At 52.9% G+C, this 25217-nt stretch carries 33 protein-coding genes; 2 read left to right on the top strand and 31 right to left on the bottom strand.

Annotated elements, in window-relative coordinates; genetic code table 11:
* Positions 1-69 precede the first annotated feature (69 nt).
* The 26 genes from H7R58_RS06425 to H7R58_RS06300 all read right to left on the bottom strand — a co-directional run bounded on the left by H7R58_RS06425 (position 70) and on the right by H7R58_RS06300 (position 18583).
* A complete protein-coding gene (locus H7R58_RS06425) occupies positions 70-984 on the bottom strand; it encodes a Mu-like prophage major head subunit gpT family protein (protein ID WP_182929324.1) in 915 nt (304 codons plus the stop codon).
* 2 nt (positions 985-986) lie between these two features.
* On the bottom strand, positions 987-1949 hold the full coding sequence (locus H7R58_RS06420; RefSeq protein ID WP_182929325.1) for a phage protease: 963 nt from the start codon (positions 1947-1949) through the stop codon (positions 987-989).
* Between the two features lie 210 nt (positions 1950-2159).
* Positions 2160-2999, bottom strand: a complete 840-nt coding sequence (locus tag H7R58_RS06415; RefSeq protein WP_413774306.1) for a phage minor head protein — start codon at positions 2997-2999, stop codon at positions 2160-2162.
* On the bottom strand, positions 2992-4563 hold the full coding sequence (locus H7R58_RS06410) for a DUF935 domain-containing protein (RefSeq protein ID WP_182929327.1): 1572 nt from the start codon (positions 4561-4563) through the stop codon (positions 2992-2994). Before H7R58_RS06410 ends, H7R58_RS06415 begins: the two co-directional genes overlap by 8 nt.
* Positions 4563-6146, bottom strand: a complete 1584-nt coding sequence (locus H7R58_RS06405) for a terminase large subunit domain-containing protein (protein WP_182929328.1) — start codon at positions 6144-6146, stop codon at positions 4563-4565. The genes H7R58_RS06410 and H7R58_RS06405 overlap by 1 nt, the downstream gene beginning before the upstream one ends.
* A complete protein-coding gene (locus tag H7R58_RS06400) occupies positions 6146-6724 on the bottom strand; it encodes a DUF3486 family protein (protein ID WP_182929329.1) in 579 nt (192 codons plus the stop codon). The genes H7R58_RS06405 and H7R58_RS06400 overlap by 1 nt, the downstream gene beginning before the upstream one ends.
* Positions 6714-6995 carry a hypothetical protein gene (locus tag H7R58_RS06395; RefSeq protein WP_227674321.1) on the bottom strand — a complete coding sequence of 94 codons (282 nt, stop codon included), beginning with the start codon at positions 6993-6995 and terminating at the stop codon, positions 6714-6716. Before H7R58_RS06395 ends, H7R58_RS06400 begins: the two co-directional genes overlap by 11 nt.
* Positions 6992-7282: a VpaChn25_0724 family phage protein gene (locus H7R58_RS06390; protein ID WP_182929331.1), complete on the bottom strand. Its 291-nt coding sequence runs from the start codon at positions 7280-7282 to the stop codon at positions 6992-6994. Before H7R58_RS06390 ends, H7R58_RS06395 begins: the two co-directional genes overlap by 4 nt.
* Before the next feature lie 11 nt (positions 7283-7293).
* Positions 7294-7596 carry a DUF2730 family protein gene (locus tag H7R58_RS06385; protein WP_163446208.1) on the bottom strand — a complete coding sequence of 101 codons (303 nt, stop codon included), beginning with the start codon at positions 7594-7596 and terminating at the stop codon, positions 7294-7296.
* A complete protein-coding gene (locus H7R58_RS06380; protein WP_182929332.1) occupies positions 7577-7807 on the bottom strand; it encodes a TraR/DksA family transcriptional regulator in 231 nt (76 codons plus the stop codon). Before H7R58_RS06380 ends, H7R58_RS06385 begins: the two co-directional genes overlap by 20 nt.
* Positions 7804-8409, bottom strand: a complete 606-nt coding sequence (locus H7R58_RS06375) for a hypothetical protein (RefSeq protein ID WP_182929333.1) — start codon at positions 8407-8409, stop codon at positions 7804-7806. Before H7R58_RS06375 ends, H7R58_RS06380 begins: the two co-directional genes overlap by 4 nt.
* Positions 8333-8812 carry a hypothetical protein gene (locus H7R58_RS06370; protein ID WP_227674958.1) on the bottom strand — a complete coding sequence of 160 codons (480 nt, stop codon included), beginning with the start codon at positions 8810-8812 and terminating at the stop codon, positions 8333-8335. Before H7R58_RS06370 ends, H7R58_RS06375 begins: the two co-directional genes overlap by 77 nt.
* Entirely contained in the window at positions 8805-9023 is a 219-nt protein-coding gene (locus H7R58_RS06365) for a hypothetical protein (protein WP_182929335.1), read from the bottom strand. The genes H7R58_RS06370 and H7R58_RS06365 overlap by 8 nt, the downstream gene beginning before the upstream one ends.
* Positions 9024-9025: 2 nt before the next feature.
* Positions 9026-9607, bottom strand: coding sequence for a glycoside hydrolase family 108 protein (locus tag H7R58_RS06360; protein ID WP_182929336.1), 582 nt, complete (start codon positions 9605-9607; stop codon positions 9026-9028).
* A gap of 373 nt (positions 9608-9980) precedes the next feature.
* Positions 9981-11012, bottom strand: coding sequence for an IS630-like element ISEc33 family transposase (locus H7R58_RS06355; RefSeq protein ID WP_001395480.1), 1032 nt, complete (start codon positions 11010-11012; stop codon positions 9981-9983).
* A gap of 148 nt (positions 11013-11160) precedes the next feature.
* Positions 11161-12368 (bottom strand): IS3 family transposase gene (locus tag H7R58_RS06350; RefSeq protein WP_089617520.1). Its coding sequence is split into 2 segments (ribosomal slippage): positions 11161-12047 and positions 12047-12368, totalling 1209 coding nucleotides; the frame shifts between segments, so codons are not numbered across the junction.
* A 161-nt stretch (positions 12369-12529) separates the two neighbouring features.
* Complete coding sequence (locus tag H7R58_RS06345; protein WP_182929337.1) at positions 12530-12922, bottom strand: Mor transcription activator family protein; 393 nt, start codon at positions 12920-12922, stop codon at positions 12530-12532.
* The gene (locus H7R58_RS06340; RefSeq protein WP_182929338.1) at positions 12919-13464 is read right to left on the bottom strand and encodes a gp16 family protein; all 546 of its coding nucleotides are present in this window, start codon (positions 13462-13464) and stop codon (positions 12919-12921) included. The genes H7R58_RS06345 and H7R58_RS06340 overlap by 4 nt, the downstream gene beginning before the upstream one ends.
* Complete coding sequence (locus H7R58_RS06335; protein ID WP_182929339.1) at positions 13461-13943, bottom strand: nucleoside triphosphate pyrophosphohydrolase family protein; 483 nt, start codon at positions 13941-13943, stop codon at positions 13461-13463. The genes H7R58_RS06340 and H7R58_RS06335 overlap by 4 nt, the downstream gene beginning before the upstream one ends.
* The gene (locus H7R58_RS06330; protein ID WP_182929340.1) at positions 13936-14241 is read right to left on the bottom strand and encodes a hypothetical protein; all 306 of its coding nucleotides are present in this window, start codon (positions 14239-14241) and stop codon (positions 13936-13938) included. Before H7R58_RS06330 ends, H7R58_RS06335 begins: the two co-directional genes overlap by 8 nt.
* 83 nt (positions 14242-14324) lie before the next feature.
* Positions 14325-14849: a host-nuclease inhibitor Gam family protein gene (locus H7R58_RS06325; RefSeq protein WP_182929341.1), complete on the bottom strand. Its 525-nt coding sequence runs from the start codon at positions 14847-14849 to the stop codon at positions 14325-14327.
* Positions 14824-15087: a hypothetical protein gene (locus H7R58_RS06320; protein WP_182929342.1), complete on the bottom strand. Its 264-nt coding sequence runs from the start codon at positions 15085-15087 to the stop codon at positions 14824-14826. Before H7R58_RS06320 ends, H7R58_RS06325 begins: the two co-directional genes overlap by 26 nt.
* A 3-nt stretch (positions 15088-15090) precedes the next feature.
* On the bottom strand, positions 15091-15330 hold the full coding sequence (locus tag H7R58_RS06315; RefSeq protein WP_163446221.1) for a hypothetical protein: 240 nt from the start codon (positions 15328-15330) through the stop codon (positions 15091-15093).
* A gap of 4 nt (positions 15331-15334) precedes the next feature.
* On the bottom strand, positions 15335-16273 hold the full coding sequence (locus H7R58_RS06310; RefSeq protein WP_182929343.1) for an AAA family ATPase: 939 nt from the start codon (positions 16271-16273) through the stop codon (positions 15335-15337).
* A gap of 79 nt (positions 16274-16352) precedes the next feature.
* A complete protein-coding gene (locus H7R58_RS06305) occupies positions 16353-18335 on the bottom strand; it encodes a transposase domain-containing protein (RefSeq protein ID WP_182934677.1) in 1983 nt (660 codons plus the stop codon).
* A gap of 2 nt (positions 18336-18337) precedes the next feature.
* Positions 18338-18583: a helix-turn-helix domain-containing protein gene (locus H7R58_RS06300; RefSeq protein ID WP_182929345.1), complete on the bottom strand. Its 246-nt coding sequence runs from the start codon at positions 18581-18583 to the stop codon at positions 18338-18340.
* A gap of 150 nt (positions 18584-18733) precedes the next feature.
* Here H7R58_RS06300 and H7R58_RS06295 point away from each other — a divergent pair, with 150 nt between their 5' ends.
* Positions 18734-19363: a helix-turn-helix domain-containing protein gene (locus H7R58_RS06295; protein ID WP_182929346.1), complete on the top strand. Its 630-nt coding sequence runs from the start codon at positions 18734-18736 to the stop codon at positions 19361-19363.
* Positions 19364-19774: 411 nt separating this feature from the next.
* Here the strand turns inward: H7R58_RS06295 and H7R58_RS06290 are convergent, their stop codons facing one another.
* On the bottom strand, positions 19775-21091 hold the full coding sequence (locus tag H7R58_RS06290; protein ID WP_106924738.1) for an aspartate aminotransferase family protein: 1317 nt from the start codon (positions 21089-21091) through the stop codon (positions 19775-19777).
* 180 nt (positions 21092-21271) lie between these two features.
* On the opposite strand from H7R58_RS06290, the gene H7R58_RS06285 reads away from it, so the two are divergent.
* Entirely contained in the window at positions 21272-22036 is a 765-nt protein-coding gene (locus tag H7R58_RS06285) for an SDR family NAD(P)-dependent oxidoreductase (protein ID WP_182929347.1), read from the top strand.
* Positions 22037-22099: 63 nt separating this feature from the next.
* Here the strand turns inward: H7R58_RS06285 and H7R58_RS06280 are convergent, their stop codons facing one another.
* The 4 genes from H7R58_RS06280 to H7R58_RS06265 are packed head-to-tail and all read right to left on the bottom strand — an operon-like array spanning position 22100 to position 25073.
* On the bottom strand, positions 22100-22861 hold the full coding sequence (locus H7R58_RS06280) for an amino acid ABC transporter ATP-binding protein (protein ID WP_182929348.1): 762 nt from the start codon (positions 22859-22861) through the stop codon (positions 22100-22102).
* Positions 22854-23519 carry an amino acid ABC transporter permease gene (locus H7R58_RS06275; protein WP_106924741.1) on the bottom strand — a complete coding sequence of 222 codons (666 nt, stop codon included), beginning with the start codon at positions 23517-23519 and terminating at the stop codon, positions 22854-22856. The genes H7R58_RS06280 and H7R58_RS06275 overlap by 8 nt, the downstream gene beginning before the upstream one ends.
* 14 nt (positions 23520-23533) lie before the next feature.
* Entirely contained in the window at positions 23534-24175 is a 642-nt protein-coding gene (locus H7R58_RS06270; RefSeq protein WP_182929349.1) for an amino acid ABC transporter permease, read from the bottom strand.
* 46 nt (positions 24176-24221) lie between these two features.
* On the bottom strand, positions 24222-25073 hold the full coding sequence (locus H7R58_RS06265; protein WP_106924743.1) for a transporter substrate-binding domain-containing protein: 852 nt from the start codon (positions 25071-25073) through the stop codon (positions 24222-24224).
* Positions 25074-25217: the final 144 nt, after the last annotated feature.

The following is a 25217-nucleotide window of genomic DNA, read 5'->3' as shown; positions in this document are numbered from 1 at the left end:
TTCCATCCTCTTAAAGGTGGGTTACAGCAGGGTTTAAACCTGCTGTAACGGATTAACGAAAACTGTCGATTAAGGAGCCGGGGCGGCAGGCGTGGTGATGAAGGGAGAATCAACAATGTCCACATCTTTGTAATAGATGTTGGAATCGCCGCCATCGACCAGCATGGCATCGATGATTTTCTTCGCTGCTGCACGGTTGTTCGGTCCCACAACCAGCGTCGTCGGGCGTATACCCAGTGGCTCACCAGAATCACGTTTCATTCCCTGCAGTACTTTCACTGCTGCTTCATAGTTCGCAGGGGTTAGTGGCGCACGTGAGGCGCAAGCGGTCTGCCAGAAACCAAAGCCAACGTTGCAACGGCCGTCGACGCCAAACAGGAATTCGTTCTGCAGGAAGGTATGCTCACTGTTGAGGTCATCCAGTGCGTGGAAATCAAAGGGACGGCGGATTTGATACAGGATAGGCTTGAGTACCTGAGTTTCATCAATCAGGAACCAAGGCTCACCGGCATCCGTCTCGACATCACCAACAATATTGCTGTAGGTACTACCCGCCATCGGGTGGTCTGTATCGAAGAAGTTCTGGCCGTCAAAACATAATGTGTTGAACCCAGCCACCAGAAGCGGGAAGCTCAATTTGTCCGGAAACTCAGAGACCTGCCGGCCAAATGCCTGAGCATTGATGCTGTACTGACCGATCTGATCGTCTTCAATGCTTTCACGCTTGACGCGAATCGAGTTCTCCCACGTCTTGTTCGGGATGGTGTAGCCCTGCTGAGAAAGCTGTACCAGCTGACGTGCGCCCACCCATTCTTTAATTTCTGGCAAGTCTGATAACCAGCCATAAGTGTTGGATGCTGCGCTGCTCGGCACTTCGGTTGCGATACGCAGATACTGCGGTTTAATTCCCGCCAGACCTTTTGTGAACGCTGCGCTAAGTGACGTTGAGAGTGCGTGCAGAATTTCTGCTGATGGTTGCGGCATTCTTATTGCTCCTGTTTCGGTTTAGCGGCGAGAAACTCTTCTTTGGTGAGGCCCATGCTGCGGCACATCGACAGTTCGGTTTCGGTCAATTGGGTCGGGTCTTTGTTCTCTTTCCCTTTAGTCGGGTCTGCGTTGACCAGTACCGGCGCAGTTTTCATGAAGGTAGTAAATTGCTGACGGCCTTCTTCGGTACGGCAAAGCGCCAGATACATTTCGCGATTTGCCGGCGCGACTTTCCCGGCTGTTACTGCGTCATCCACCAGGTTGGTTGCGGTTTTATCATCCAGCGCTTTCAGGCGACTCTCCGCCGTTTCGGCCCGGTTAAGCGCCAGTTGATGGGTCTCTACCGGAATAAACTTCGACAGGTCCGGGTTTTGAGCGCGGTTTAAAGCGACTTTTTCACTGGTCTTAATGGTCTGGATTGCCGACACAGCGTCTTCAACGGACGCGGATGCAGCAAGACCCAGCACCGTAGCAATCTGCACAGGTAAGGTCATGGTGTTCTCCGAGTTAAGAGCGGGTAAATACAGGTTGGGTTTGTTGGTCAGGCCAGCGCTGGACAGGCGTGTCACCTGTGCGTTGGCGGTATTGAAGAATGCAGGGCTGTAGTAACGGTATTTTTTACCGCGAACGATAGCTTCACCGTCTGCAGTCCACTCGATATGCGCATCAATGCTACCGTTGTCATTGACTCGAAGGGCGTCAATCCAGGCATAAGCCGGGGCTTCTTCGCCTTTCGGACCTTTGAGTTCGGTAGCGTGCTCCATATCAAATGGCAGTTTTGGGTAACGAAACGACGCGGAAACCACAGACGCTGGATTGTCGTTAATCCACGAACGGCCATCACGACCAGTAAACGTTCCCGCAGGTATCATTGGCAGCCATTCAGGTAACGGCTTGCTGACGTCAGATAAATCAGGCAGTTCAAAGCAGAGAGCCAGAAGTTCCGGCTGGGTGGTATTCATGATGCTGTCCGTTTGTGTTTGCGGGTACGGACAGTATGAGGAAGGCAAAAAAAAAGCCGGATTTACCGGCTTCACTCTAAACGAAGCGGCTAACCCCGTTTAAACCACGTTTAAAAACGCCTGGAAGCGTTTAAGAAAATTTCAGAGCGTCATCGTATCACAAAGCGCGATAACGTCACTACGCGCGATTCTGGCAGGTTATTGTTGCCGTTACATCCCAGCGTCAAATGCCTGCTGTTTCAGCTGTAGCTGACGTTCCAGCTCAGCTCTGCGCCCTGTACCCGGATTATAGTCCCACCCTGGATCAATACCCTGTGGGACCATTTCCTCTTCGCCGGTACGCTTATTGATCCACTTAACCCTTTCGATGGCTGGCGCTTCAGTGCGGACCGGCACGGACTGCCGGATGACATGGCCCGTTGGATTACCGCTGTCATCGAGCTGTTGCACGTTACGGGTGACGCCGTTCTGCTGGAGCTGCTGGTACTCATGCTTGCTGACCTGCCGCACCCCGCATTTACAGCCCCAGCCGTTGGGACCGATGTGCGTCTGCCAGAACGGATCATCCACCGGCAAACAAAGGTCCGCCCACTGCTGGTGTTCTTGTCGATGCTCGCGGGATGGTCCCAGCGTATACAGCAGGTAGGGCATAGCGCGTTTGGTCCGTTCAATGCGCTCCCACTGGCCCGCGCTGCGTGCGGTTCGCATGTTGGTGTCGTAAATGGTACGTAAGCGCCTGTCGCTTCCGAGCTGCACCACCCTGGATTCCTGCGTCAGCGGGTCGTCCATCATCTGAACACCCCACCAACCACGTTTTACCAGCATCGGTTTCAGGGTTTCCCTGAACTGGGCGAAGGTCTGCCCGCTGGCCAGCGCTTCCTCCAGAATGGTCTTCACGTCCTGCAGCAGATCAAGTTGCGTCATTTTGGCCACGGTGAAACCGAGGCTATGTTCTTCACGCCAGACATCACGGTGATCAAAACCGGGCTTCAGCTTTTTAGACTTCAGCCAGGCCAGCGCTTCTTTGGGGATAATGGTTGATTCAGGCATCGCTGGCATCTCCCAGCGCACGCGCTTTAAAACTCAGCAACGCCAGCTGCTGGACGAAGTCATCAGGTTTAAGCGACTTCTGCAGCGCAGGAAGGCGAGCCAGGAATTCGTCGAAACTGTCCACGTCGTTCGCCAGCTGTAGCACAGGGCCGGTAAACGCATCGCCGGTTTGTTCCCAGTCTTGTAGCGCGTCATTGACCATCCCATCAATCTCATCACTCTGAGCACGGTTGAGCGCCATCTGTTCGCGGTTCAGTGTGGGTGCCATGCTGTAGGCTGTAAAACTGTTCGATGGGGCGAGTACCGTTGCGCCTTGTTCTGGCTCTGCCAGGCCAAACTTATCGCGTACCTCAGACTCCTGTACACGAAGCCCGCGATCGATTAATGGAATCAGAGAATCAACAAATGCCTTGAGGTCTTCCGGCTCACTGATGGGCAGCTTAACACGCGGGTATCGCTCCTGCGGACCGTAGTTGAACTGGATGAAGGGGCGGACCAGAAACTCATTGATAGTGTTCTCCAGTTGGCGGGCATCCCATCGGGCGATGTCCATTCGCACCCGATCATGAACATCAGCCTGAGAACGCGAACTGCCGTTGTCCGTTGTCATTGTCTGGCCGAGAACGGCTTTACTGGTCTGCGCATCACACCAGTCAGCCATTTCTTTAAACAGTACCCCTCCGCCATTGCGACTGGCGGTCTCCTGCATATCGAGCTGCATAGACTGGGGAATAGCACAGCCAGCATCTGACGCAATAGACGCAATGGCATCAATCAGCGTCTGAATCTGTTCCGGGGAGGCGTTCGCACCATATTTCCCGACAACAATCGGAATACCGAATTTTTCAGCAAACGCCCACCAGTCCCGGACGGTGAAAGACTTCAGCATGTACATCACCGCGACCAGACGAGCCAGACCATTACGCAGCGGTAAACCCGATTTCAGTCGGGGATAGTGCATCACATACTTACCCGGCGTCAGCGGAATACCGTCAACTGGCTGCTCATCGGTCAGCAACCTGAACTCGCGCAGCGTGTCGCTGTCTGGCTTCAGGAAGCGCGGGTCCACCCATTCGTAATCATAGGGAATCCAGACATCACGCGTGCTCCAGAGGATTTCACATACCCCGACGCCCTTACCGAGACCATCCAGCAGATCGAACAGTAACTCGGGGATTTGCGGCTGTTCCATCAGGTTGCGCACCGCATCTGCCAGCATCACATCATGTTCGTCATCGCTGCCGGCAACGACGCTCGGAATAAGACTGGCCACGGTAAGCTTACGAGTACGGAGCACACTCGCATAATGTAGATCGCGCTCCTCCATTTCTTCAGCAAGGATGAAGTAATCCCGAGCGTTTCCGTCGGTCACATTACGTAATACCCCGGCTAATCGCGCCGGGGACAACGTACTGGCAACGCTGATGCCGGGTGATGGAGTCCGGACGCTGGCGCGTCTGGCCCGCGCTTCCGGCTGGGCCATACTCTCTTCATTAACGGTAACCGGATTATTTGTTGCCGGATTGAGCAGGCTACGGGTAGCACCTTTGCGTTTTTTCTTCATCAAAGCAGTCCTCGCTGATTTTTAAGACCACGGGTTGTGCGCAACTGGCGCGCGCTGTCGCGGTTACGCTGCTGCGTTGGATTATTGAGGCGGTGCAGCTCGTATCGCCGGCAATCCTCTTTGCTGGCCAGAAACGCCAGGAAGATGGCATAGGCGCTGTCGCCGTGCCGCTTGTGGCCATCGCTGCCGGTGTTCTCCCGGTCATCAATTCCGGGAGTACCGCGCAGGATGACAATCTGCCCGAGGTCACTGATAACGTCTTCATGCTTAGGCAGCACCAGCTCGTCATCCTCAAAGGCTGATTTAAAGCGGGGCATATTCTCCCGATAGTGGCCAACTGAAGGCATGACCACTTCGACTTCATCGCCATAACGCTCTGCCGCCTGTTCGGCCAGATAGTTACCGTTCCCACGGCCATCGAGCTTGATGCCATCCCTGCGGGGAAGGCGATCGCAGATAAAGAACAGCGCCTGCTCCTGCTGTTTGTAAGGAACGTTCGCGAACTCGACCAGAAAGGGAACCGTGCGCGTGGTGTCATCGTTGACCGTCATCGGGGCAAAGACAGTGAGGTGGCCAGAACGAGCGAAGTCCTCCCCCAGACAGTGGCGGAGGTTTTGCGGCAGCTTATTCAGTTCGGGAAGTACGATCCGTTCAAGCCAGTCCTGCATATCCAGCGCCCTGACACCTTCAGGTGTAGCATTGAACTCTGTCGAACCGGTGAAGCGCAGAACGGGGCCGGAACCTCGGGCCGCTCGCTCACGAATGGAACGGGCCAGATAAGTCCCGCCGCCGTTCTTCGGCTCGCAGTAGTATTCCTCGCGGGCATCTTCTTCAGTCGCGGTATCGCTCAGCAGGTTTTCCAGCCATTCGGCCTCGGCTGCAAGCGACCATATTTGCCTAGTGACCTGGCAGATTCGTTTATAGAGCCCCTCACGGATAGCAGTTTCAATATCAACGCGATGTACGGAATAACGACGCTTACCAGCACGACATTCCGTAATCAGAGTATTGAAGAGGTGCTCAATGCCATTATGTGTTGAAATAATGCGCACCTTCGCCCCCCACATAGTGAGAGCCAGCGCAGCTTTCAGTAACGCTGCTAGATCGCCCTGAAAGGCTGCTTCATCGATAATAACGTTACCCTGCATACCACGCAGGTTTGACGGATTGGAAGACAGTGCCTTGATTTTAAAACCGCTGGCGAACTGGATGACGTAAACGAGGATATCTTTATCCTCATCTTCCAGTACTTCTTCGCCTATTTCTGATGCAGCCCGGTCATAAGCCTTGGCCCACATGGCGCAGGCATCAATAAACTCACGCGCCATGTCTTTCGTAGTGCCAACATAGAACGTGTCACATCCACCCGCTTCACGAGACATTGACCCATTCAGCGCAGCGTCAGCCGCCTCCGCCCATGTCAGCCCGGTCCGACGAGACTTTTCTGCAATCTTTATCTGCGCGTCGTCGGCAATCCAGCGCTTCTGATAGGGCAATAGCAACTGATCTGGGGCAAATTCACCTGCCAGAATCGCCGCAGCGGATGCGCTGGTCAGAGCGTTGTCTGTGATCATATCGACCATTAGGCGATCCCCAGAATCTGACGGCGAATATCAGCGGCTGTCTCAGCGGAAAGCCCCGCCTGTTTGGTGATTTTCTCCGCTTGTACAGCCGCTTCTTCAGCAAAGGCCTGGCGAATTTCCTTCTCTCGCTTATGGCTGGCCATCGCAGCCGCCTCAAGTCGCTGGGCAACCAGCGCAAGCTGTCCCAGCGCTTTAGGCTCCACGGTCTTATTGCTGTCGGCCAGTTCCATTGACGTCTCAAACGCCAGCGTCTTCACGAACTCCAGCAGTAATTTCCCGACATCAGAGGACGGCGCAGAACCGAGCTTTGCGGCCCAGATTTCAGCCATCTCGCGGGAAGCACGGATTTTTGCGCCGAACTCTTCCATGCGGCTGGCATAGCGGTTCAGACCGGTACGGCTGAGCTTCATGTCTTCCGGAAGGTTATGCTCATCAATCAGCTCGTTAATGGCTTCGCGGATTTCCTCCTGGGTATGCCGTTTATTGCGCAGCAACTGGTGCAGATGATCGCGAACCATATCTGGGAGGAGATCAATCTTTGAGGGCCGGCCACGGGTTGGACGTTGTTCACTCGCCATGCTCCCCCCTGATTTTCGTCAGGAACCCGCGCTCATGGCTGGCCTTATCTTTCAGCAGAAGCTTCCAGGCTCGCTTGTATTCCGGGTTGTTATTCAGAAACGTATTCAGGTAGGAGTCAGGGGCATTATGGTCGTATTTCTTACCCGTTGACTTCTCCACTTGCGGGGCCACCGCCCGGACCTCCAGCTCAAGGCACACCAGCACGCCCGCCATCAGATTAATGATGTTACGTTCACCCTTTGTCAGTGGTTTCAGCTTATTCGCCATCATTCCCCCCGTGGACGTGGTTTTTTGACACCGGGAACGGTGATAAGACCGCTGGCGACTTCATCACCCCGGCCGGTGATTTCCGCCACATAACAGCCGGAAACATCACTCAGAGAGACCAGCCCCTGTTCTTTGAGCCAGGCGAGCTGCGTCCTGACTGAGTCACGAGAAACCTTATGGCCATAGGTCTGCAGGCAGGTCTGCAGAATGGATTCGTTAGCGCTGTCACCACAATCGAGCAGAGAGCGCAAAAGGACCAGGCGCTGGTCCTGGTCAAGTACATCACGCATAGACATATCCTCTATTTATCCTTCAGTTCGTTTTCCAGAAGTAAGTCGCTGATGCGCGAAACCTGACGAATTGACGGAGCCAGCTCGCGCAGCTCGCCCCGCAGATTGCTCATCTCCAGTTGCAGTTGGTGGAGGTCTTTCTGGCTGGGTAACACTGCGATCGTGTTTTCCAGCCCCTGAACGCGCTGGCGCATCAGGTCCAGCTCTTCGCGCTTGACGTAGGTCTTTGCCAGCAAAAGCTGAATAACGCTCACTGCTGACATAAACAGCGCCCAGATAATGGTCCAGTTACCTTTAACGACTTCCCAGCCCACGCTTCCCCCTTTTTTCTCTGATGTCCTGACAGGTCAAGCAGGTCACTGCATCCGGATTGGCAGCTAAGCGTCTTTCCGGGATGTCATTGCCGCAGTCGTTGCAGAATCCTGGATGTTCAGCTCGCTCTTTTATGCGGCTTAAATGGTTGTTTAAGGCGCGTTCCCGGTCCGTGGTTTCAAGATTACTGGCGCGATCGAAGGCATCTGTCATCGGGGGAGTGCCACCTTGTGTTTGCTGGATTTACTGTACCGCGCGAAACCGTCTAGCGTTCTGAAACCCAGATACCCAAGCGCAGGCGTGGCGAGCATCAGGGCAATATCCCAGTCGGGCTCCGGCATCGAAAACGCATGGCCAAACGCCCCAGATATTGCGCCGGCCTGCTGCCCAATGGACATCAGCATCACATAGGCGATGCTGCTGTAGAGCGACAGCCTGGCCATTCGCGGGCGGGTCTGGCGAACATATTCATCTGTGGCGTTGTCACCGTTACGGATGGTTTCCTGCTGTTCATGGTGGGCGGCTTGCTGGTCTGCCAACAGAGCTTTATCCCGCTCAAGCTGATACGACTCCAGCTGGACTTTCAGTGATTCGAGCTGGACGAACTGTTCAGGCGGGAGCTGTGCCAGCTTCTGCTCAAGCACCCGCTGCTGGTCTGTCGGGTTAATCGCACCATTAACGGTTTCAACAATGCCGGCGACAGAGTCCGCCGTTTTCGCTGCATCGCCACCAAACCAGTTACCGACGGTACGAACGAGGGTTGGCCCGGCCTTCAGAAGAACCGAGGCGATTGTGGTGAGCGTTACTGGATCCATGCGAGCAACCCCTTACGTGATACCCAGTGGCAGCACAGCAGCACAGCAGCGCAGCGGCCGCGCCGACGGGGGTCAGCCAGATAAGCTTTAGTGGCTCTGCGAAAATCGGCGAAAGTACAATCAAAAGAGCCCCCACAGACCAGACCAGCCACGCCCAGAAATGGGCAAAACGACTGAGGCGAGTATCAGGTTTAAGGAGCCGATAAGGCAGATTACCGAGGAAGATACTGAAGCCGATAAGCCCAACCCCAGAGAATGCACACCACCACACAATAAAAGCCTGGCGTCCATAAATATTGCAGAACACGAGCGACAGAACGACCAGTGCCAGCACAAACCAGCCTGATTGAGAAACGCGGAGTAAAGCCTGTTTGAACCAGGTGAAGTCAAAAGATTTAAACACGGTGTTTTTCCTTATAGCGCTGGCATTGCCAGATGATGTCTCTGATATCTACGGAGTCCCACCCTTTGCGGTAATAGCTCGCATGGGTGCCATCACAACCTGAATAATCGACGGGAACGGGAGGCGGTCCGCTCCCAACACGATGGAGCACTTCCTGCCGGATACGATCACGCCGCCCCTGACGCATTGACGCATCCCAGCCTTTGCCCATGATTAGCTCCGGGCTACCGAGATCTGACCGCCGATAACCTCCTGGCAGGCGTTCGCCAGCTCATCGAGTCGGTTAAACCAGCCGTTGAGGTATTTGCCCTGGGAGGCATTGGATTTGATGATGCTGGCGTAATAGCGGGAACGACGGAGAAAGCAACGATTGAGCAGCCATTCAGCATCAGCGCTGGTGACTGCATTGATAGTTTTAGGGCCGACGATGCTATCGGCAGAAACACCAACAGCTTCCTGCAGTAACTGGATCGCCTTTTTAACGCCATGCTGAACAGCGGCATCAAACATGAAAAGGGAAATGCCATCTGGCCATTTTTCGCAATATACCGGATACCAGTAATCGCGATAATAAATCTGCCCAGCCTGTTCTTTGTTTAGGTCTTTAATTCGGGTCTCTGGCTTGCCGTCACCATTTACATCGGTGAGGCCATCAGCAACCCCATCGCGTTTATCAGAAATACCAAAGTTGGTTTCTCCGCCTTTATCGTTGGGGTCATTGACATAGTCCCCTTCACGAGCGAGGACAAAAGAGAGTGCGTGAGCAAATGCGGGAGAGAGTGTTGAACTGGTCATGCCGGCTCCTGTAATAGGGAAGAAAGTGATACTTTCCCCATTTTGTCGCGGGCATAAAAAAAGCCGGATTTACCGGCTTCATTGGATATTTACTGAATTAGTAAAATAATATTTCCCTATAGCTATATAGAATCCAAGCTGATGCCAGTAGCAGTAGAATAATAAAACTTATGCTTTTATCAGTAACGGCGGGGTTTTCTTTTGCGGTTTCCAGCAAGGACTTCCTTTTCAGCAGATAGAAGAAAAAAGGAAGAATAAGAAAACTCAAGATAGCCCACGCAACTGGATGCAGGCCCTTTCTATATCCCTTTTGAATACCATCCGCTACCACATAACTCCCTATATTGTGACTAAATAGCTGCGCCTAATACCGCTACACTTTTGCCTGACCATGTTTTCCTCCGGGGAATGGGCTGGCGGTTTCCATAAAATGGCGGACCTTTTTCAGTAACTGCCACATTGAGCGGCACTGATGATTACGGGTTATCGTGTCATGAAGTGCCTGCCATAGCCGTTCCACATGATTCACCCACGGCGAGTAAACCGGCTGGTAAATTACCCTGAACTTGGGATTTGCTTTCAACCAGCGCTGTGTTTCGCGGCTTTTATGGATAATGTAGTTATCAACGATCAGCGTGATTGTTTTCGCCCGCCGGTAAGTGGCTTTCAGGTGCTTCAGCAGAGCGATAAACAGCGCTGAACTTTTGCTGTTGCCGCCCACGTAGCTGACTTTACCCGTGCCACTGTGCAGTGCGCCGGCCAGATAGTATTTTTCGTTCTGCCCCGGCGTCACTACCCGTTTCTGCTGTCCGCGCAACTGCCAGTCCGCACCGATTTTAGGATTAAGGTGGATATCCACTTCATCTTCATAAAATACCGGATGCTCTGCGCTGCATTCATCCAGCGCTTTGTGGATTACCGCCATCTTTTCATCTTTATGTGGGTCACGGATACGCAGAGTTGGCGCGGCCCTGCGCCATACAAGCCCCGCAGATGGCAACCAGCGGCGAACGGTTCCTGCATGTAACTGGCAACCGGTTATCTCATTGATTTTTATTGCCAGTAATTCGGTGCTCCAGCGTGAACGTTGATAACCAAAATCGCCGGGAGAATGCTTTATCAGCTCACGTAACAGGGTGCAGATATGTTCAAAAGGCCAGCGTCGGGAGCGCCCTGCGGGTAAGGATTTCAGGCCTTCAATACCTGAGTGCGTAAACCAGTTAATCCAGCGACCAACGGATGAACGGGCACAACAGAGAGTTCTGGCAACATCGCTGACCCGTTCACCCCGATGAAGCATCAGCATGGCCGTGAGTCTGCGGGCATGATTTTTATCACGCGTTTTATGAATAGCTTTCTGCATCAGGCGTCGTTCGCCACGGGGTATTGGTACTATGATCGGCATCGCTCAGTCCGGTTGGTGATTTTGGTTGGTTTGGCGATTGATCAGATCGCACAATCCGGGCTGAGTTCCCTTTCAGTGATCTACTATTCCGCGCAGCTATTTAGCTGCATCTGATCTTGACCCTCCATCTCCGAACAGCTTTTGTATCTTAAGTTAACGATGTCCGCTGCCGCCGGTATTCCCTCGGGGAGTGATATCCCAGCGCGCTGTGCGGGTGGTTTTCATTGTAATGCGTGAACGCTACTGCAAGGTTTCGCAGTGCTGTTCTCACATCCGGTTTTGGCATGAACGCGATATAGTCTTCTTTCATCGTTTTCACGAACCGTTCGGCCATGCCATTACTCTGCGGGCTGCTCACCGCTGTTGTGCAGGGCTCCAGATTCAGCTCTCTCGCGAACCTCCGCGTTTCATACGCGGTATACGCTGAACCGTTATCCGTCAGCCACTGCACCGCTGTGTCGGGCAACCTGTCGCCGAAGCGCTTTTCCACCGACCTCAGCATCACATCCTGCACGGTCGAACTGTCATAGCCTCCCGTGCTTGCTGCCCAGTCTATGGCCTCACGGTCGCAGCAGTCCAGCGCGAACGTTACCCGCAGTTTTTCGCCGTTGTCGCAGCCGAACTCGAAGCCATCTGAACACCAGCGCATATCGCTTTCTGCCACCGCTATCTTGCCCTTATGTTCACGCTTCGGTCGCTCTGGTTTGTGATGCAACAACAACAGGTTATGCTCGCTCATTATCCTGTAAAGCCGTTTGGCATTCACAGGTGGCTGTCCCTCTGTGCGACGTTGCTTGCGCAGGATGCCCCACACGCGTCGATAACCATAACTCGGCATATCGCTGATAATGTTGAGGATAGCCGACAGTATTTCTGCGTCTGCTTCTTCATTACGCCGGTTACAGCGCCTGTCCTGCCAGTCGGCAGAACGGTTAATCCGCAGTGACAGTTGCGCACGCGACACGCCCATGGTCCGGCTGACCATGGCTATTCCCCGTCCTTTGGCAACAAGGGCGCGTGCGCTATCCATTTTCGCGACTGACCGTACTCCACGGCTTCTTTCAGGATCTCAACTTCCATCGTTTTCTTGCCCAGAAGGCGCTGAAGCTCCCGGACCTGCTTCAGAGCAGCAGTAAGCTCAGAAGCAGGAACGACTTCCTCTCCAGCCGCAACGGCGGTGAGGCTGCCTTCCTGATATTGCTTCTTCCACTTAAACAGCAGGCTGGGCTGGATACCATGCAGGCGGGCGACATGGGAGACATTCATACCCGGCTCCATCGTCTGCTGGATAATGGCGATCTTCTCCTGAGGAGTTTTACGTTTACGGACTTCTTGCCCTAACAGGATCCCGGTCATCTCAAAATTGGCGTTAGTGTTAGACATATATTCAAGCCTATCTCTTATCTGGAGATACAGCTACTGTCCGGTGTTTCAGGGGGCTACATCAGCATCAAAGAACACCCAAAACACACAGATAATGACAACAATATCAATCAACACACCACCAGCCATAGCCATTACTCCATATCCAGAGAATATTGTCTTTTGCTTAATTCTAACCTACGCATCCGTTTGATAGCTTTATACACTGTTTTGTAGGTCACATGGTAGCGTTCAACCAGTTCCTGGACATTATCGCCAGTGAAGTCACGCCAGATCCGCATGTCGCGAACGAGCTGCTCAAGCACCTGCCCGCGAGGAAAATAGACCTGCATACCGCCAATTTTCCCGCTGATAGCGGCAACCAGCTCAATCGAATGTTTCGGATCATATCCAAGGCGGCCAAGCTCAACACGCAAAAGTGCATTCAGCTCTGCAAGCAGAGACGGGAAACGAGAACTTTCCACCTCATCGTCAATATGGTCAAGAATACTATCGTCGCGAACATCACCAAACAGGTCATTACTCATTTCGCCCACCTTTTTGCTGCGTCGTTATACGCCGAAAGAATGGTGCCATAATCCCGACTCTCGGCCCCGGTTCGTGGGTTCACTGGCATTATGACGCCATGAGCCGCGAGAGAAGATTTCATCTCACGGATATGCCATTGCTTAAGACTTTCCAGAACGCTCAGAAGTTTTTCACCACGTAACCATGATAATGTTGCAACACCTTCGCCCCCGTTTTTGAGTCTGGTGATGCGCTCGGCGAAATGGTCAAGGGCCGCTTCGCTGGCATCAACCAGAAAACCATGCTCTGCCATATTTCGCCATATCATGCGGATTTTGTCGCTTTCTGGCAGAGCCGTATTCTGGCGACGTTTACTTCTTTTTTGTCGGTTAAATCCTTTTTCTTCCAGTGTCTTTAAAACCTTTTCTAACTGGCTGACCGTTAGTTTACGGCAACTGATTTCACCGGTAGCGTTCTGGAGCACCGAACGATAAGTGTCATCATCCAGCTGCAGTTTATTTTTGGCCACATGGATAAGGGTAATTAAAGATGCACGACTCATAGGCGCATCCCCATACTTTGTTCAGCCAACTGCTGCTCGCGCATCATATTCTGTGCAGCTTGCATCAGGAGGGCAATGCAACGGCGGGTTCTTGCTGCGGCCAGACGGTTACTGGATTGCCTGTCAATGTAAAGAGCCTGAGCCATTTCAAGCTGCTCAACCGCTTCTTCAAGCATGGCAGATACTGATGGGCTGGCAGGTAATACCGAATCCAGCGCGACCTCCACGCGTCGAGCCAGACGATCCATTTTTTGAATTTTATGCTGGTCAATCATTTCACTCATTCCATTGTGGCGAAGCTGCTCAATCATAATTTCAACGTCGGCCGCTTCTTCGGCAATGCGGTTGCCGTTCGCTTTATGAGTAACAAAACGAGTACACGCAGCGGCCAGTTCGTTACACTCTTCTGCTGTGGTCAGAACCTGACGGTCATAACCCCAAAGCGCCAGAGCAGCGTCATAAACATGATTTTTATTCATCAGACACAACTCCCACGATGTTGATATTGATGTTGCGGCGGTTATTACGAATGATTGCTGCCCACATATCTGCCTCACACATAGCCGCGACACGCCCTGATGCAGTTGCTCTAAACCCCAATTTGTTTGACTTACCAACCGAGCGACGCCATTTTCGCCATACACGTCTGTTTTGCGCGGCGACAACCTCCAGCCAACGGTCATTGTCTTTATATATGGAACGTGAGCGCATAGTGAGCGCATATCGCTGATTCCGATAAGACATGGATAATTTGTTTATAGTTGTTGCTTTGCTCATGAGATATTCCTTTTGTTGAATTCGGCGCGAACGAATCCCTGACGCAAGCGCCGAAATAAAACAGAGTTAATTAAATATGTGCTTTAAATATCAGCAGTCTGCTCAAACGGAATAATGGAAAAATCCTCTATTCCCGATTTAACTGTAATACCAGCCACACCGGCCACTGCCAGTGGCTCGTTGAGGATGGCCTCTTTGTTGATCTCCTGCTTCGTTCGGATAAAACGCGACAATCCCAGTCGGGTCAACGTCTCCATCACTGCATCAGGCCCACGAACGGAGACGGACGGTGGGCGGATACGCCACTGGATATCACCAGTAACCAGATTGGCGGTTTTGACTTTACCATTGCTGGTCAGGTCATCACGATTGGCTTCACACCAGCCCTGAACACCCTTTGAAAGCATTTCAACATCAGCTTTAAGCGGCTTGATAAGACCTGCGTATTTCTCGGTAATAACAGCGATTTCATCATTCATCGCCGATTCAAGCCGGGTAGCTTCGCGCTGCAGGTCTCCAATTTTACGGATATCAGTGATTACCGCATCCCGAGACTGAGATACGTAATTCGCCGCAGCGGCTTTAATGCGTTTCGGTTTTGATGCCATTATCTTTCTCCTGATAAATAATCTGAGTAGTAACGTTATTACCCATTACGATTTTGAAATAAACGCCGCCACAAAATGGGCAGGACGTGAATGAATCCCACTTTTCCCCATCTTCATTCGTCATAGTTTTTACTTCGTGCGCACAACATGGGCATTTGTATGTCGCCAATGGGACTGACTGCTTCTCCAGATACAGAACCCAGTTGAGATAACGAGTTATACGATCGCTTTTATCCATAAATTATCTCCAGATAATCCGGCAACCATTGAAACTGGCTACCCATACAGAGCGGGAGCCGCTGTTATTACGCTCGACAATACGTACGGCACTGTTGAGCAGCTCAGCCGGAGGACATGACACCTCCAGAACCGGGCGGGTGCGAGACTGGCGAAATACAGTCACCCAGCAACCTTTCTGATTGAGCATGGCCTCTGTGGCCTTCGCCTGCTGCACATGGGTCGAAATCAGCTCAGGAAACATAAAGTTACTCCTCTACGATTTCAGCATGCCCCAGCTCAAGCATTGCTGAATGAATATGGCCAGAGTTAACCGGCTCGCTTTTACCACTGGCGTAGATGTGGGCCAGCGGCAGAATGTGGGAGAGAGAGCGAAGAGCACCAGGGCGCTTTGCGATCGCGCGTAACAGCTTGCGTTCATCGCGACCGTCAATCTTCCATGCGTCGCAGAAAGCATCAACATCAGCGGCCAGCACGTTGTTGATAACTATTTTCTTTGCCACGCGAGAGAACAAACGAGCAAAATCGACGGTGCGACTACCACCAGTCAGGCGGTCATAGACTTTATGGTTGCCGATAAACGCCAGCCCGATGCCGCATTCCTCCTGGAGGATGCGCAGCTCTTCGATGGCGTCATAGTTCAGCCAGTCCGCTTCATCAATGATGACTAAGGCATTGGTGTCGCGCAGCCGGCGACGCAGCAGACGGGATAACGCGCCGCGCTGATAAGGCGCATCAGAAATACCCATCTCCAGAGCCAGCTCATACATGGTTTCCAGCTCGTTCGTGCGAGACTTGCTCGCGGTAAGCCGCCAGACGTTGTTGCCTGTACGAGTGTATTGCTTCAGTGCTTCCGACTTGCCCACGCCTGGATTCCCGTAAACGAGCGCGATAGTGTGAGTCAACTGGGCGTAGGTCAGCGCGGCCGTGATTTTTTCAGAGGTCGGCGTCACGACATAGTCAGGGATTTCCGGCAGCGCACTCTGGGCCGTTTTACGGGACTCAAGCCACGTGCTGATCGATGCCGCCACGGCATCATTGTCGCCCTTATATTTACCGTTAATAAACTGAGAAAGAGCAGACGAAGACACCCCGGTTTCACGCGACAGTGCAGCACCAGAAATGGTTTTGTCATCAATCAGACCTTTTACGGTATTACGGATTACATCATGGTTAATTTGCGTCATCGTTTTTAATCCTGTATTTTTCTATTGTTAGTACGGTTTTAAACACTTCTCAAAAGCGGCGGCTCAAACGTCGCTTTTTTTATTTCTTCGATTTGCTGACACTTTTCATCAGCGTCTGGAAAATCACATCGTTCTCGTTCTGATGCTCCTGGACTTCCTGAACTTTTTTCAGTGCATTACCCTGGGCAAAGACACGTTCAACAACATGCCGCTGCGGTGGTTCTGGCGGTGCGACTTTTGGCAGCAGATCGTTAACCTCAATTGCCGTCATGCGGCGCTGAGCTTTGGCGGCGCGTTTGGTATGGGTCATCATCTGCTTACGCTGACGGCTGTGTTCGCGACCGGTTTCAGTGTCGCCGAACGCGACAGCAGAGCGACATTCCGCCATGCAGAGGAAGCGGCCATCAAGGTCATAACACGCAACTTCGCTATGCAGATTGCGAGGGTCGAAACGCACTGTAATTTTGCGCTGGCGGATGTTGGCCAAAAGCGGATTCCAGTAGCTGTTTTTGCGGCCATAAAGAGAACCACCACACTGCAGGAAGAACTCACCGGTGGTTTTCACCGTAACCGCTTCAGCTGGAAGCATGAGCTGGCGGATTTGTTCATCGCTGAGACGGGTGACAATGGCGTTACTGAAACTACGCTCAAATGCCTGGTCAAATGACAGCTCGCCCTGGCACATTTCGGTTTCACGACCAAGACGTGCGTTATACATGGCGATCCCCTCATTGACTGCAGAAAGAAACGTCTCAACATCAACGACCCGGTCACCGTAATTGTCAGGTTTATTCTGGGTGTTCGGGCCAGTGTATGCCCCGGCCAGAGAAGGATGTTTATCGATGTAATCACCCAGACCACCAATACCAAAGGCACGTTCAATCGGTTTTGCCTGGCCCCAGCCTTTACCGCCTATCACGCTAGTCCAGTGAACCTGAATACCGAGCATCGGCAGAATACCCATCGGATCATCCGGCTTAACTTTGAAGCGATAACGGTTGGGTACACCGCCTGACAGCCATTTGTTGGCCGCTGCGCGGGTATTATCGATGGTGACATGCTCAGGCTTGCCGAATTCTGAAATAGCATCCATCAGAGACAGGCGAATGCTGTCGCTGTTTTCAGAGACGTCAGTACGCCAGCCAATAATTTTGCGGCTGTGGACGTCCTGCCAGACCCACGTTTTAGGACGAATGACTTCGCCGTTATACCAGCGCACGAAGACGTTATGCTGGTAACCATCACCGTTTATCCATTCCATTGCATGCAGCTGCGCGACGGTGCGCTGTTGGCTCGGGAACATACGCGCCAGCGCATTATCGCCCTTGCGAGTAGCCACAATGACACGTGGATCTATCTCACGCTCAACACGGCGACGCAGAGTGCGCTCTGATGGGATTTCCCAGCCATACTCACGGGCAGCGACCTGAAGAAGTTCATACGACTTTGTGAAGCATGGCTCTTCCGGGCGCAGATAATCGCCGAGGAAGAACTGCCAGGCATCTTCGCTGATTGGTGCTTCACGATTGGTTTTACACTTCTCACGCAGACGACGGTCCAGCAAAACGGGCGCCCAGACGTCACGACTGCGGTTCTGTACGCGGTAATACAGGTTACGCAAAGAACCTTCGCTCATATGCAGTTTCATTGCCGCCGTTCTCAGAGCCAGGCGCAAAGACAGGCCAGAATCGACCAGTTCCGCAACAAGTGAAACCGCAGTTGTACGCTGCTCAGCGCGCTGGCGCTGTTCGTTGGTTGCACCTTCCCAGTGCTTCCAGAGCTGCTGGCGCTCAAAGTTGTTTGCAGAGTCAGCATTGCCCTTAGTGCGATCAGGCAGGGAGATAACACCAGAGGATGTCTCCACCATGCCTTTTGCCGATAGTAGTTCGGCGCGAACTTCTGGTGGCAATACAGAAATGTGGTATTCAAAAGCTTTACCGCCAGCGCGTTTACGGACTTTATCTTCAGCGCCAGCTGAATAACGCGATAGCGCTTCACGAATCCCTTTTACGGTTTTAGGTAAACCAGGTGCACCGACCAATTCCTTAGCAACGACAAACATAATTAAACCGCCTTATTCATGTAGCTGTGAACGCTGTATCGGCTCGGCCAGATGGTTTCAGGGGGAACACCAAGGGCATCAGCGACAATCTGCTGATACGGACGGCATGGAGTGCGCAATACACTCTTTAAAGAGTCTTTTTTATAGCCCGCCTGAACCGATAAAGAACGGAAAGATAAACCACGTTTGTGGATTTCCGCCTTAATCGTCTCAGGGTGCCAATCAGTCAGATCTTCATTTCGAGTCATGATTCATCTATCCTAAAAAGTTATCTGCGCGGATAACTGCGCGGGTATCTGTCCAGATAAAGAATAGGTCCTTAAAAAGCCCTAATCAGGGTTTTTTTGAGACCTATTAGCGCAGCAATTTAAAATCACTCATAACTCATTGGTTTTTATATGAATAACAAAACTTCAGGCAAGCATCCAGAGAAAGAAACCTATGGTTCTTTTGAGACCGGCGAAAAAGAACGTTTTGCTGAACGTCTAGAGCAACTGTTGAGAGGGAGAAGCAAATACCAAGCGGCTAAGGATTGGGGTATCAATCAAAGTACATTCAAAAACTACTTTTCTCGGCAGGGATCGCTCCCGCGATTCGAGGTGCTGGAAAAAATATCAAAGCATGAACATGTATCTATTGAGTGGTTGGTTGGTCGGGAAACTGACATTTTAGACTCGGACTATGCGGCTTCATCCACAATCCTTGAACCTGCGTCAGAGTATGACACCAGAGCACCAAGCCATACCATGAATGAGCGTGTCGTAAATTACGATACGGGGCTGTTCTCGATTTTCAGCATCCTGAGTGAAGAAGAAAAGAAATCTCTTTTTGAGTTAATCGCCAGAAAAGGCGTTGATACTGTTCTGCAGCTGCAAGACGAGAGAAACCTGAAACTTATTCAATGCCCTGATTATGAGAAGGATCGCCTACTGATTTTGCTTGAGGCAGGCGGCAAAAAAGAGACATCTGCACTTGGTGAGGATGTAGCTTCGCCAGGCCCTTTTAGTGAAAGCAAAAAGGCCGGTTAAAGTGTCTTTAAGAACAACTTAACCGGCCAGTAAGGTATTGAGAACTGACCCTAATCAAGCTGCGTTTTAACTTGATCAAAGCAGTACCAAATGATTACAAAAAGCTTCAAAGTGCCACAAAGCAAGTTACACGTTTAAAAGATATTTAAACGTTTTATGAAGCCATTAAACAACGCGCATTAACGTTACATTTTTATGTGTCAGAAGTATGCAGATACTCGGCGGTGTTCTAATTTTAACGACTAACGAATCGTCGCTGCCTGCTAACTTACATTTTGTCGCTAAGCCTTAATCTGCCTGACTTTCTCCCATCTGTTCCCGCTTTCTTTCACTTGTTCCCGGATTCGTTCCAATGTTCACTACATAACTGTCACCTTACACCCGGACGAGGCCGGGAACCCCGGCACAACACTACACGGCTAAATGGGCAAAATGGCCTAATACGTTGTGCAAAATACCCAACCCTTTTTTCACCTGTTCGGCGCTGATAGTACACGGCGGCACCACGTGAATGCGGTTTTCCACCACGAAACTCAGCAGCCCCGCTTCGGTTAACGCGCCCTTAATCTCCGCCATATCCCCTGCTGCCAGCGGCGTTTTCTTCTCACGGTCGCTCACCAACTCCAGCGCCTGGAAGACGCCACGGCCGCGAACGTGGCCCACCAGCGGCGAAGCCTCCGCCAGCGCATCCAGCCCCTGACGCAGCACGCCGTTACCTATCAGCGCCGCGTTTTCAACGATGCCTTCTTCTTTCATGGTATCCAGCGTAGCGACGATCGCCGCCATCGCCAGCGGATGCCCTGAGTAGGTCAGCCCGCCGGCAAAGAAATGATCGTCAAAATAGCGGGCAATCTTCTCGCTAATGATCACCCCGCCGGCCGGTACGTAACCGGCGTTGACACCTTTGGCGAAAGTGATCAGATCCGGTACGATCCCGTCCTGTTCAAACGCGAACCAGCTGCCGGTGCGGCCGAAACCGGCCATCACTTCATCGAGAATCAGAATAATGCCGAACTCATCCGCCAGCGCCCGCACGCCTTTCATGTATCCTTCCGGTGGCACCAGAATCCCGGCAGTCCCCGGAATCGACTCCAGCAAAATAGCCGCAATTGACGAGGGACCTTCACATTCAATCATCCGGCGTAAATGCGCCAGCGCACGGCGGCATTCTTCTTGCTCGGTGGTCGCATTAAATTCGCTGCGATACAGGTATGGGTTAAAGAAGTGGACGTGGCCGCGAGAATATTCGTTCGGTACGCGTCGCCAGTCACCGGTCGCCGCAATCGCGCTACCGGTGTTACCGTGATACGAGCGATACGCTGACAGCACTTTATCGCGCCCGGTGTACAGGCGCGCCATGCGAATCGCGTTCTCGTTGGCATCGGCCCCGGCGTTGGTGAAGAACACCTTGCTAAACCCTTCCGGCGCGAGGCCAATAATGCGCTTCGCCGCTTCACCGCGCGCCAGGTTGGCGGTAGCGGGGGCGATGGTCACCAAAGATTCCAGCTGCGCTTTCATTGCCGCCAGCACCCGGGGATGCTGGTAGCCGAGGTTCACGTTGACCAGTTGGCTGCTGAAGTCCAGATAGGTTTTGCCATCATAATCCCACAACTCACACCCTTTCGCCCCGGCAATCACCAGCGGGCTGAGGTTACCCTGCATCGACCAGGAATGAAAAACAAACTCTCTGTCCAGTTGGCGAATGGCCTGATTGTTCAACTCTGTCATCGTCGTTCCTCACATACGGTTGGCTATGGCTCATCATGTCGTCGGCGGAAAAAAAAGTGATAGAGCCAGTGTAGACCGACGGCTGTGACAACGGTGTCACAACGCCTTACGCAGACTGTCCCTCGGCAGGTGACGCCACGGTTTTTATAGTGTTCGGAACAACCTGCACTGGAGAGCACAATGCAAAAACAAAACGTGGTGTTTATTACCGGAGCGACCTCCGGCTTTGGGGAAGCGGCGGCGCACGTGTTTGCGCGCGCCGGCTGGGCGCTGGTACTGAGCGGCCGTCGGCTGGCGCGTCTACAGGCGTTACAGGCCGAGCTGGCGCCGCTGGCACCGGTCCACATCATAGAACTTGACGTGCGCGACAGCGTCGCGGTGGCCGCAGCCGTTGCCGACCTGCCCGCGGCGTTTGCCGATATCACCGCGCTTATCAATAACGCCGGGCTGGCGCTGGCGCCGCAGCCGGCGCAGAAGGTGGAACTGACCGACTGGCAGACGATGATTGATACCAACGTCACCGGGCTGGTCAACGTCACCCACGCCCTGCTGCCGACCCTGATTCGTCACGGCGCGGGGGCCAGTATTATTAACATTGGTTCCATCGCCGGACAGTGGCCATACCCGGGCAGCCACGTTTACGGAGCGAGTAAAGCGTTCGTTAAGCAGTTCAGCTATAACCTGCGCTGCGATCTGTTAGGTACCGGCGTGCGGGTGACCGATCTGGCACCGGGCATTGCAGAGACGGAGTTCACGCTGGTGCGCACCAAAGGCGACCAGGCGGCGTCCGATGCGCTGTACCGGGGCACCACGCCACTGTCGGCGCAGGATATTGCCGAGCAGATGTTCTACATTGCGACGCTGCCGGACCATATGAATATTAACCGCGTGGAGGTGATGCCGGTACGTCAGGCGTGGCAGCCGTTTGCCATTGACCGGGATTAGCGCGGTGTACTTCCCCCCTCACCCTAACCCTCTCCCTTCCAGGGAGAGAGCCGGGGTGAGGGTTCAGCGGCTGCTTTGTAAGAACTGTTTAACGCGCTCAGACTTCGGCTGGCTAAAGAAGATATCCGGCGGTGCTTTCTCTATCAAAATCCCTTTTTCAAGAAACACCACTTCGTTGGAAACCTGACGGGCAAACTCCATCTCATGCGTCACCACCACCATGGTGTACCCCTCTGCCGCCAGCGACTTCATCACGCTCAGCACTTCGTTAACGCGTTCCGGATCCAGCGCCGACGTCGGTTCATCAAATAACAGCACCTCCGGCGACATTGCCAGCGATCGCGCAATCGCCACCCGCTGCTTTTGCCCGCCGGAGAGCGTGATCGGATAGGCATCAGCCTTATGGTCCATCCCCACCTTTTTCAGCTGCTGCTCGGCAACGGCGCGCGCCTCATCGCGCGGCATCCCCTTCACGTGCAGCAGCGCTTCCATCACGTTTTGCAGCACGGTCAAATGCGGCCACAGATTGAAGCTCTGGAAAACCATGCCGACCCGCTCACGAATTTTCGACAGATCGCGGTGCGACATGGCTTTTCCGTTCTGCTCATTGACCCCAATGCGCTGACCACCGATACGAATTTCCCCGCGATCCGGCTGCTCCAGCCAGTTCATACAGCGCAGCAGCGTTGATTTTCCCGACCCGGACGAGCCGAGGATACTGACCACCGTCCCCTTCTCTACCGTCAGGTTGATGTCGCGCAGCACTTCAACATTATCAAACTGTTTGGAGACGTTTTTTACGCTTACCGCTGTAGTCTCAGACATGGCTCATTCCTCGTTTCGCGCTATAAACAGTTAGCCGTTTCACCAGCAGTTCCAGCACAATGCTGATGGCCCAATACAGCGCAATCGCGACAATAAAGGCATTAAACGGAATAAAGTAGGTGGCCTGCACGCTGTTGGCGGCGGCGGTGATTTCTTGTACGGTAATAATGCTGAGAAACGCGGTGTCCTTCAGGCAAATAATCAGCTGATTGCCCAAAAGCGGCAGCGCGGAGGAAAAAATATTAGGCAGAACAATACGGCGAAAAATAGTGTAGCGAGAAAATCCCTGCACCACAGCGGCCTCGATATAGCCGTTGGAAAAGACGCGTCGCTGGCTACGAAGGATTTCAAAGAAATAAGCGCCATGATAAATAATTAATGCCAGCAGCCCTGCCGTCCAGGCTTCCATACTGATGCCTAATTCCGGCAAACCGTAATACAACAGGTACGCCAGAATCAGGAAAGGGATAGCCCGCATCAGGTTTACCAACCCCATAATCAGGTTATTTAACACCCGTTTTTGATATTCAGTGATATAGCACAGCAGGGTGCCGATAAATAACCCAACAACAGCAGCAATAATAAACAGTTCAAGCGTCGCCAGCAGCCCGGCAATAAAGTTGTCGTGCTCGGCCCAGATAATTGCCCATTGATTCATCAGTCCTCCCGGGCTTAGCGCGCCAGTCGTTTTGCTTTACGTTCCGCCAGGCTCTGGAGCTTGAGCAGCAGGCCGATTATCACCACATACAGCAGCCCGGCCGCCAGAATGGGGGAAAGCGGTTCATAGGTCACCGAGGCAATACGGTTGGTAACACGGGTCAGATCCACCACGCCAATTACCGCAATCGCCGGGCTTCCTTTGATTAAAAAAGACATTTCATTGACCAGCGCGGGCAGGCTTTCCAGCCACATCTGCGGCAGCATAATGTAGCGAAAGTAGGGCCAGCGGCGCATTCCCACCGATTCTGCCGCTTCGCGCTGCTCGCGCGGAAAGGTGCGAAACGCATTACGCCAGATTTCGGCATTAAACGCCGAGGTGTTCAGCGTCAATGCCACAATGGCGGCAACCGTTTTATCAAGGTTAATGCCCACCGTCGGCAGCGATAAAAACAGGAACAGCACCAGCGTCACCAGCGGCGTCGCCCGCGCCAGGCTGATATAGATAACCAGAAGCTGCTCTATCACCGGAATCTTCATCATGCGCACAAAGGCAATAATCAGCCCAATCACCACGCCAAACGCGATGGCGATGGCCGAAATCCAGAGGGTCGTCCATGCGCCTTCAATCAGTAACTGCCATGCTATTGAGTCCATGTTGCCCTCCTGAGGTCATACGGGCGGCGGTTTCCCGCCGCGTTGCTTACTGCCCAGCCAGCTTGTGGAACTGCGCGGCGCTGGTGATAGGCTCCGTTGGCAGGTCATCGTAGGTTTCGCCAAACCATTTTTTCTGCAGCTCGGCGAGCTTACCGGTTTCACGCATGTGATTGATAAATTTGGTCATATACGCCAGAAGCTCCGGTGAGTTCTTCGGAATAGGCCAGGCCATATAGCCCGGCCCGGATACCGCCAGGCCTTTGGCGAAGACCTTCGGCTTGGCTTTCACCAGGTCATTAACGGAAATCACCACGTTGATCACGTAGTCGAGGCGCTTGTTGGCCAGGTCCGCGTAGGCTTCAGGATAGGACGGGTATTCCACCACCGGCCCCAGCTTGCCGCCGGTTTTCTCAATCATCGCCTTCAGCTCCGGTAAACGCGCCAGCAGCGCGCTGCCCGCCTGGAGGCCCACTTTTTTACCGCTGAGGTCTGCAATGGTATTCAGCGAATTATCGCCCGCACGCTTAACGAAATAATGCTGAGCCGAGGCCCACGGCGGGGTAAAATTAAACACATTCAGGCGTTCATCGGTCACCACCGCGCCGGTCAGTGCCATATCGTATTGCCCGGTTGAGACCGCGGCTAATAACCCCGTCCACGGCAGAATACTTTGCGTCACATTAAATTTGGCGTACTCGCGCAGCGCCGCCAGCATGTCTTTATTAAAACCGTCAGCGTTGCCGTTATTCATAAAGTTAAACGGCGCGTAATCATCTTCCGTCGCCACTTTTAAGGTGCCGTTTTTTTCAATTTCCGGTAAATCGGCAGCGACCGCCTGCAAAGAAAAGGTCATCGCCATGATGGCGGCAAGATAATATGAACCGAGCGTTTTTTTCATCGTTTGACCCCTACTCAAATATGTCCGATACGTTTATTCCAGACGCGCTGGAGACTTTGCAAGATATGTGCCGACAGACGCATTGGGGAGGCTGACTGGCGACGTTTTTACTGTAGGGAGACTTTTTGCATTCTGAATAGAGCC

It is taken from the genome of Klebsiella sp. WP4-W18-ESBL-05, assembly GCF_014169075.1.
In the GTDB taxonomy this organism is placed as follows: domain Bacteria; phylum Pseudomonadota; class Gammaproteobacteria; order Enterobacterales; family Enterobacteriaceae; genus Kluyvera; species Kluyvera ascorbata_B.
The sequence above is the reverse complement of the archived record's forward strand: the minus strand, read 5'-3'. Positions and strand labels throughout refer to the sequence as shown.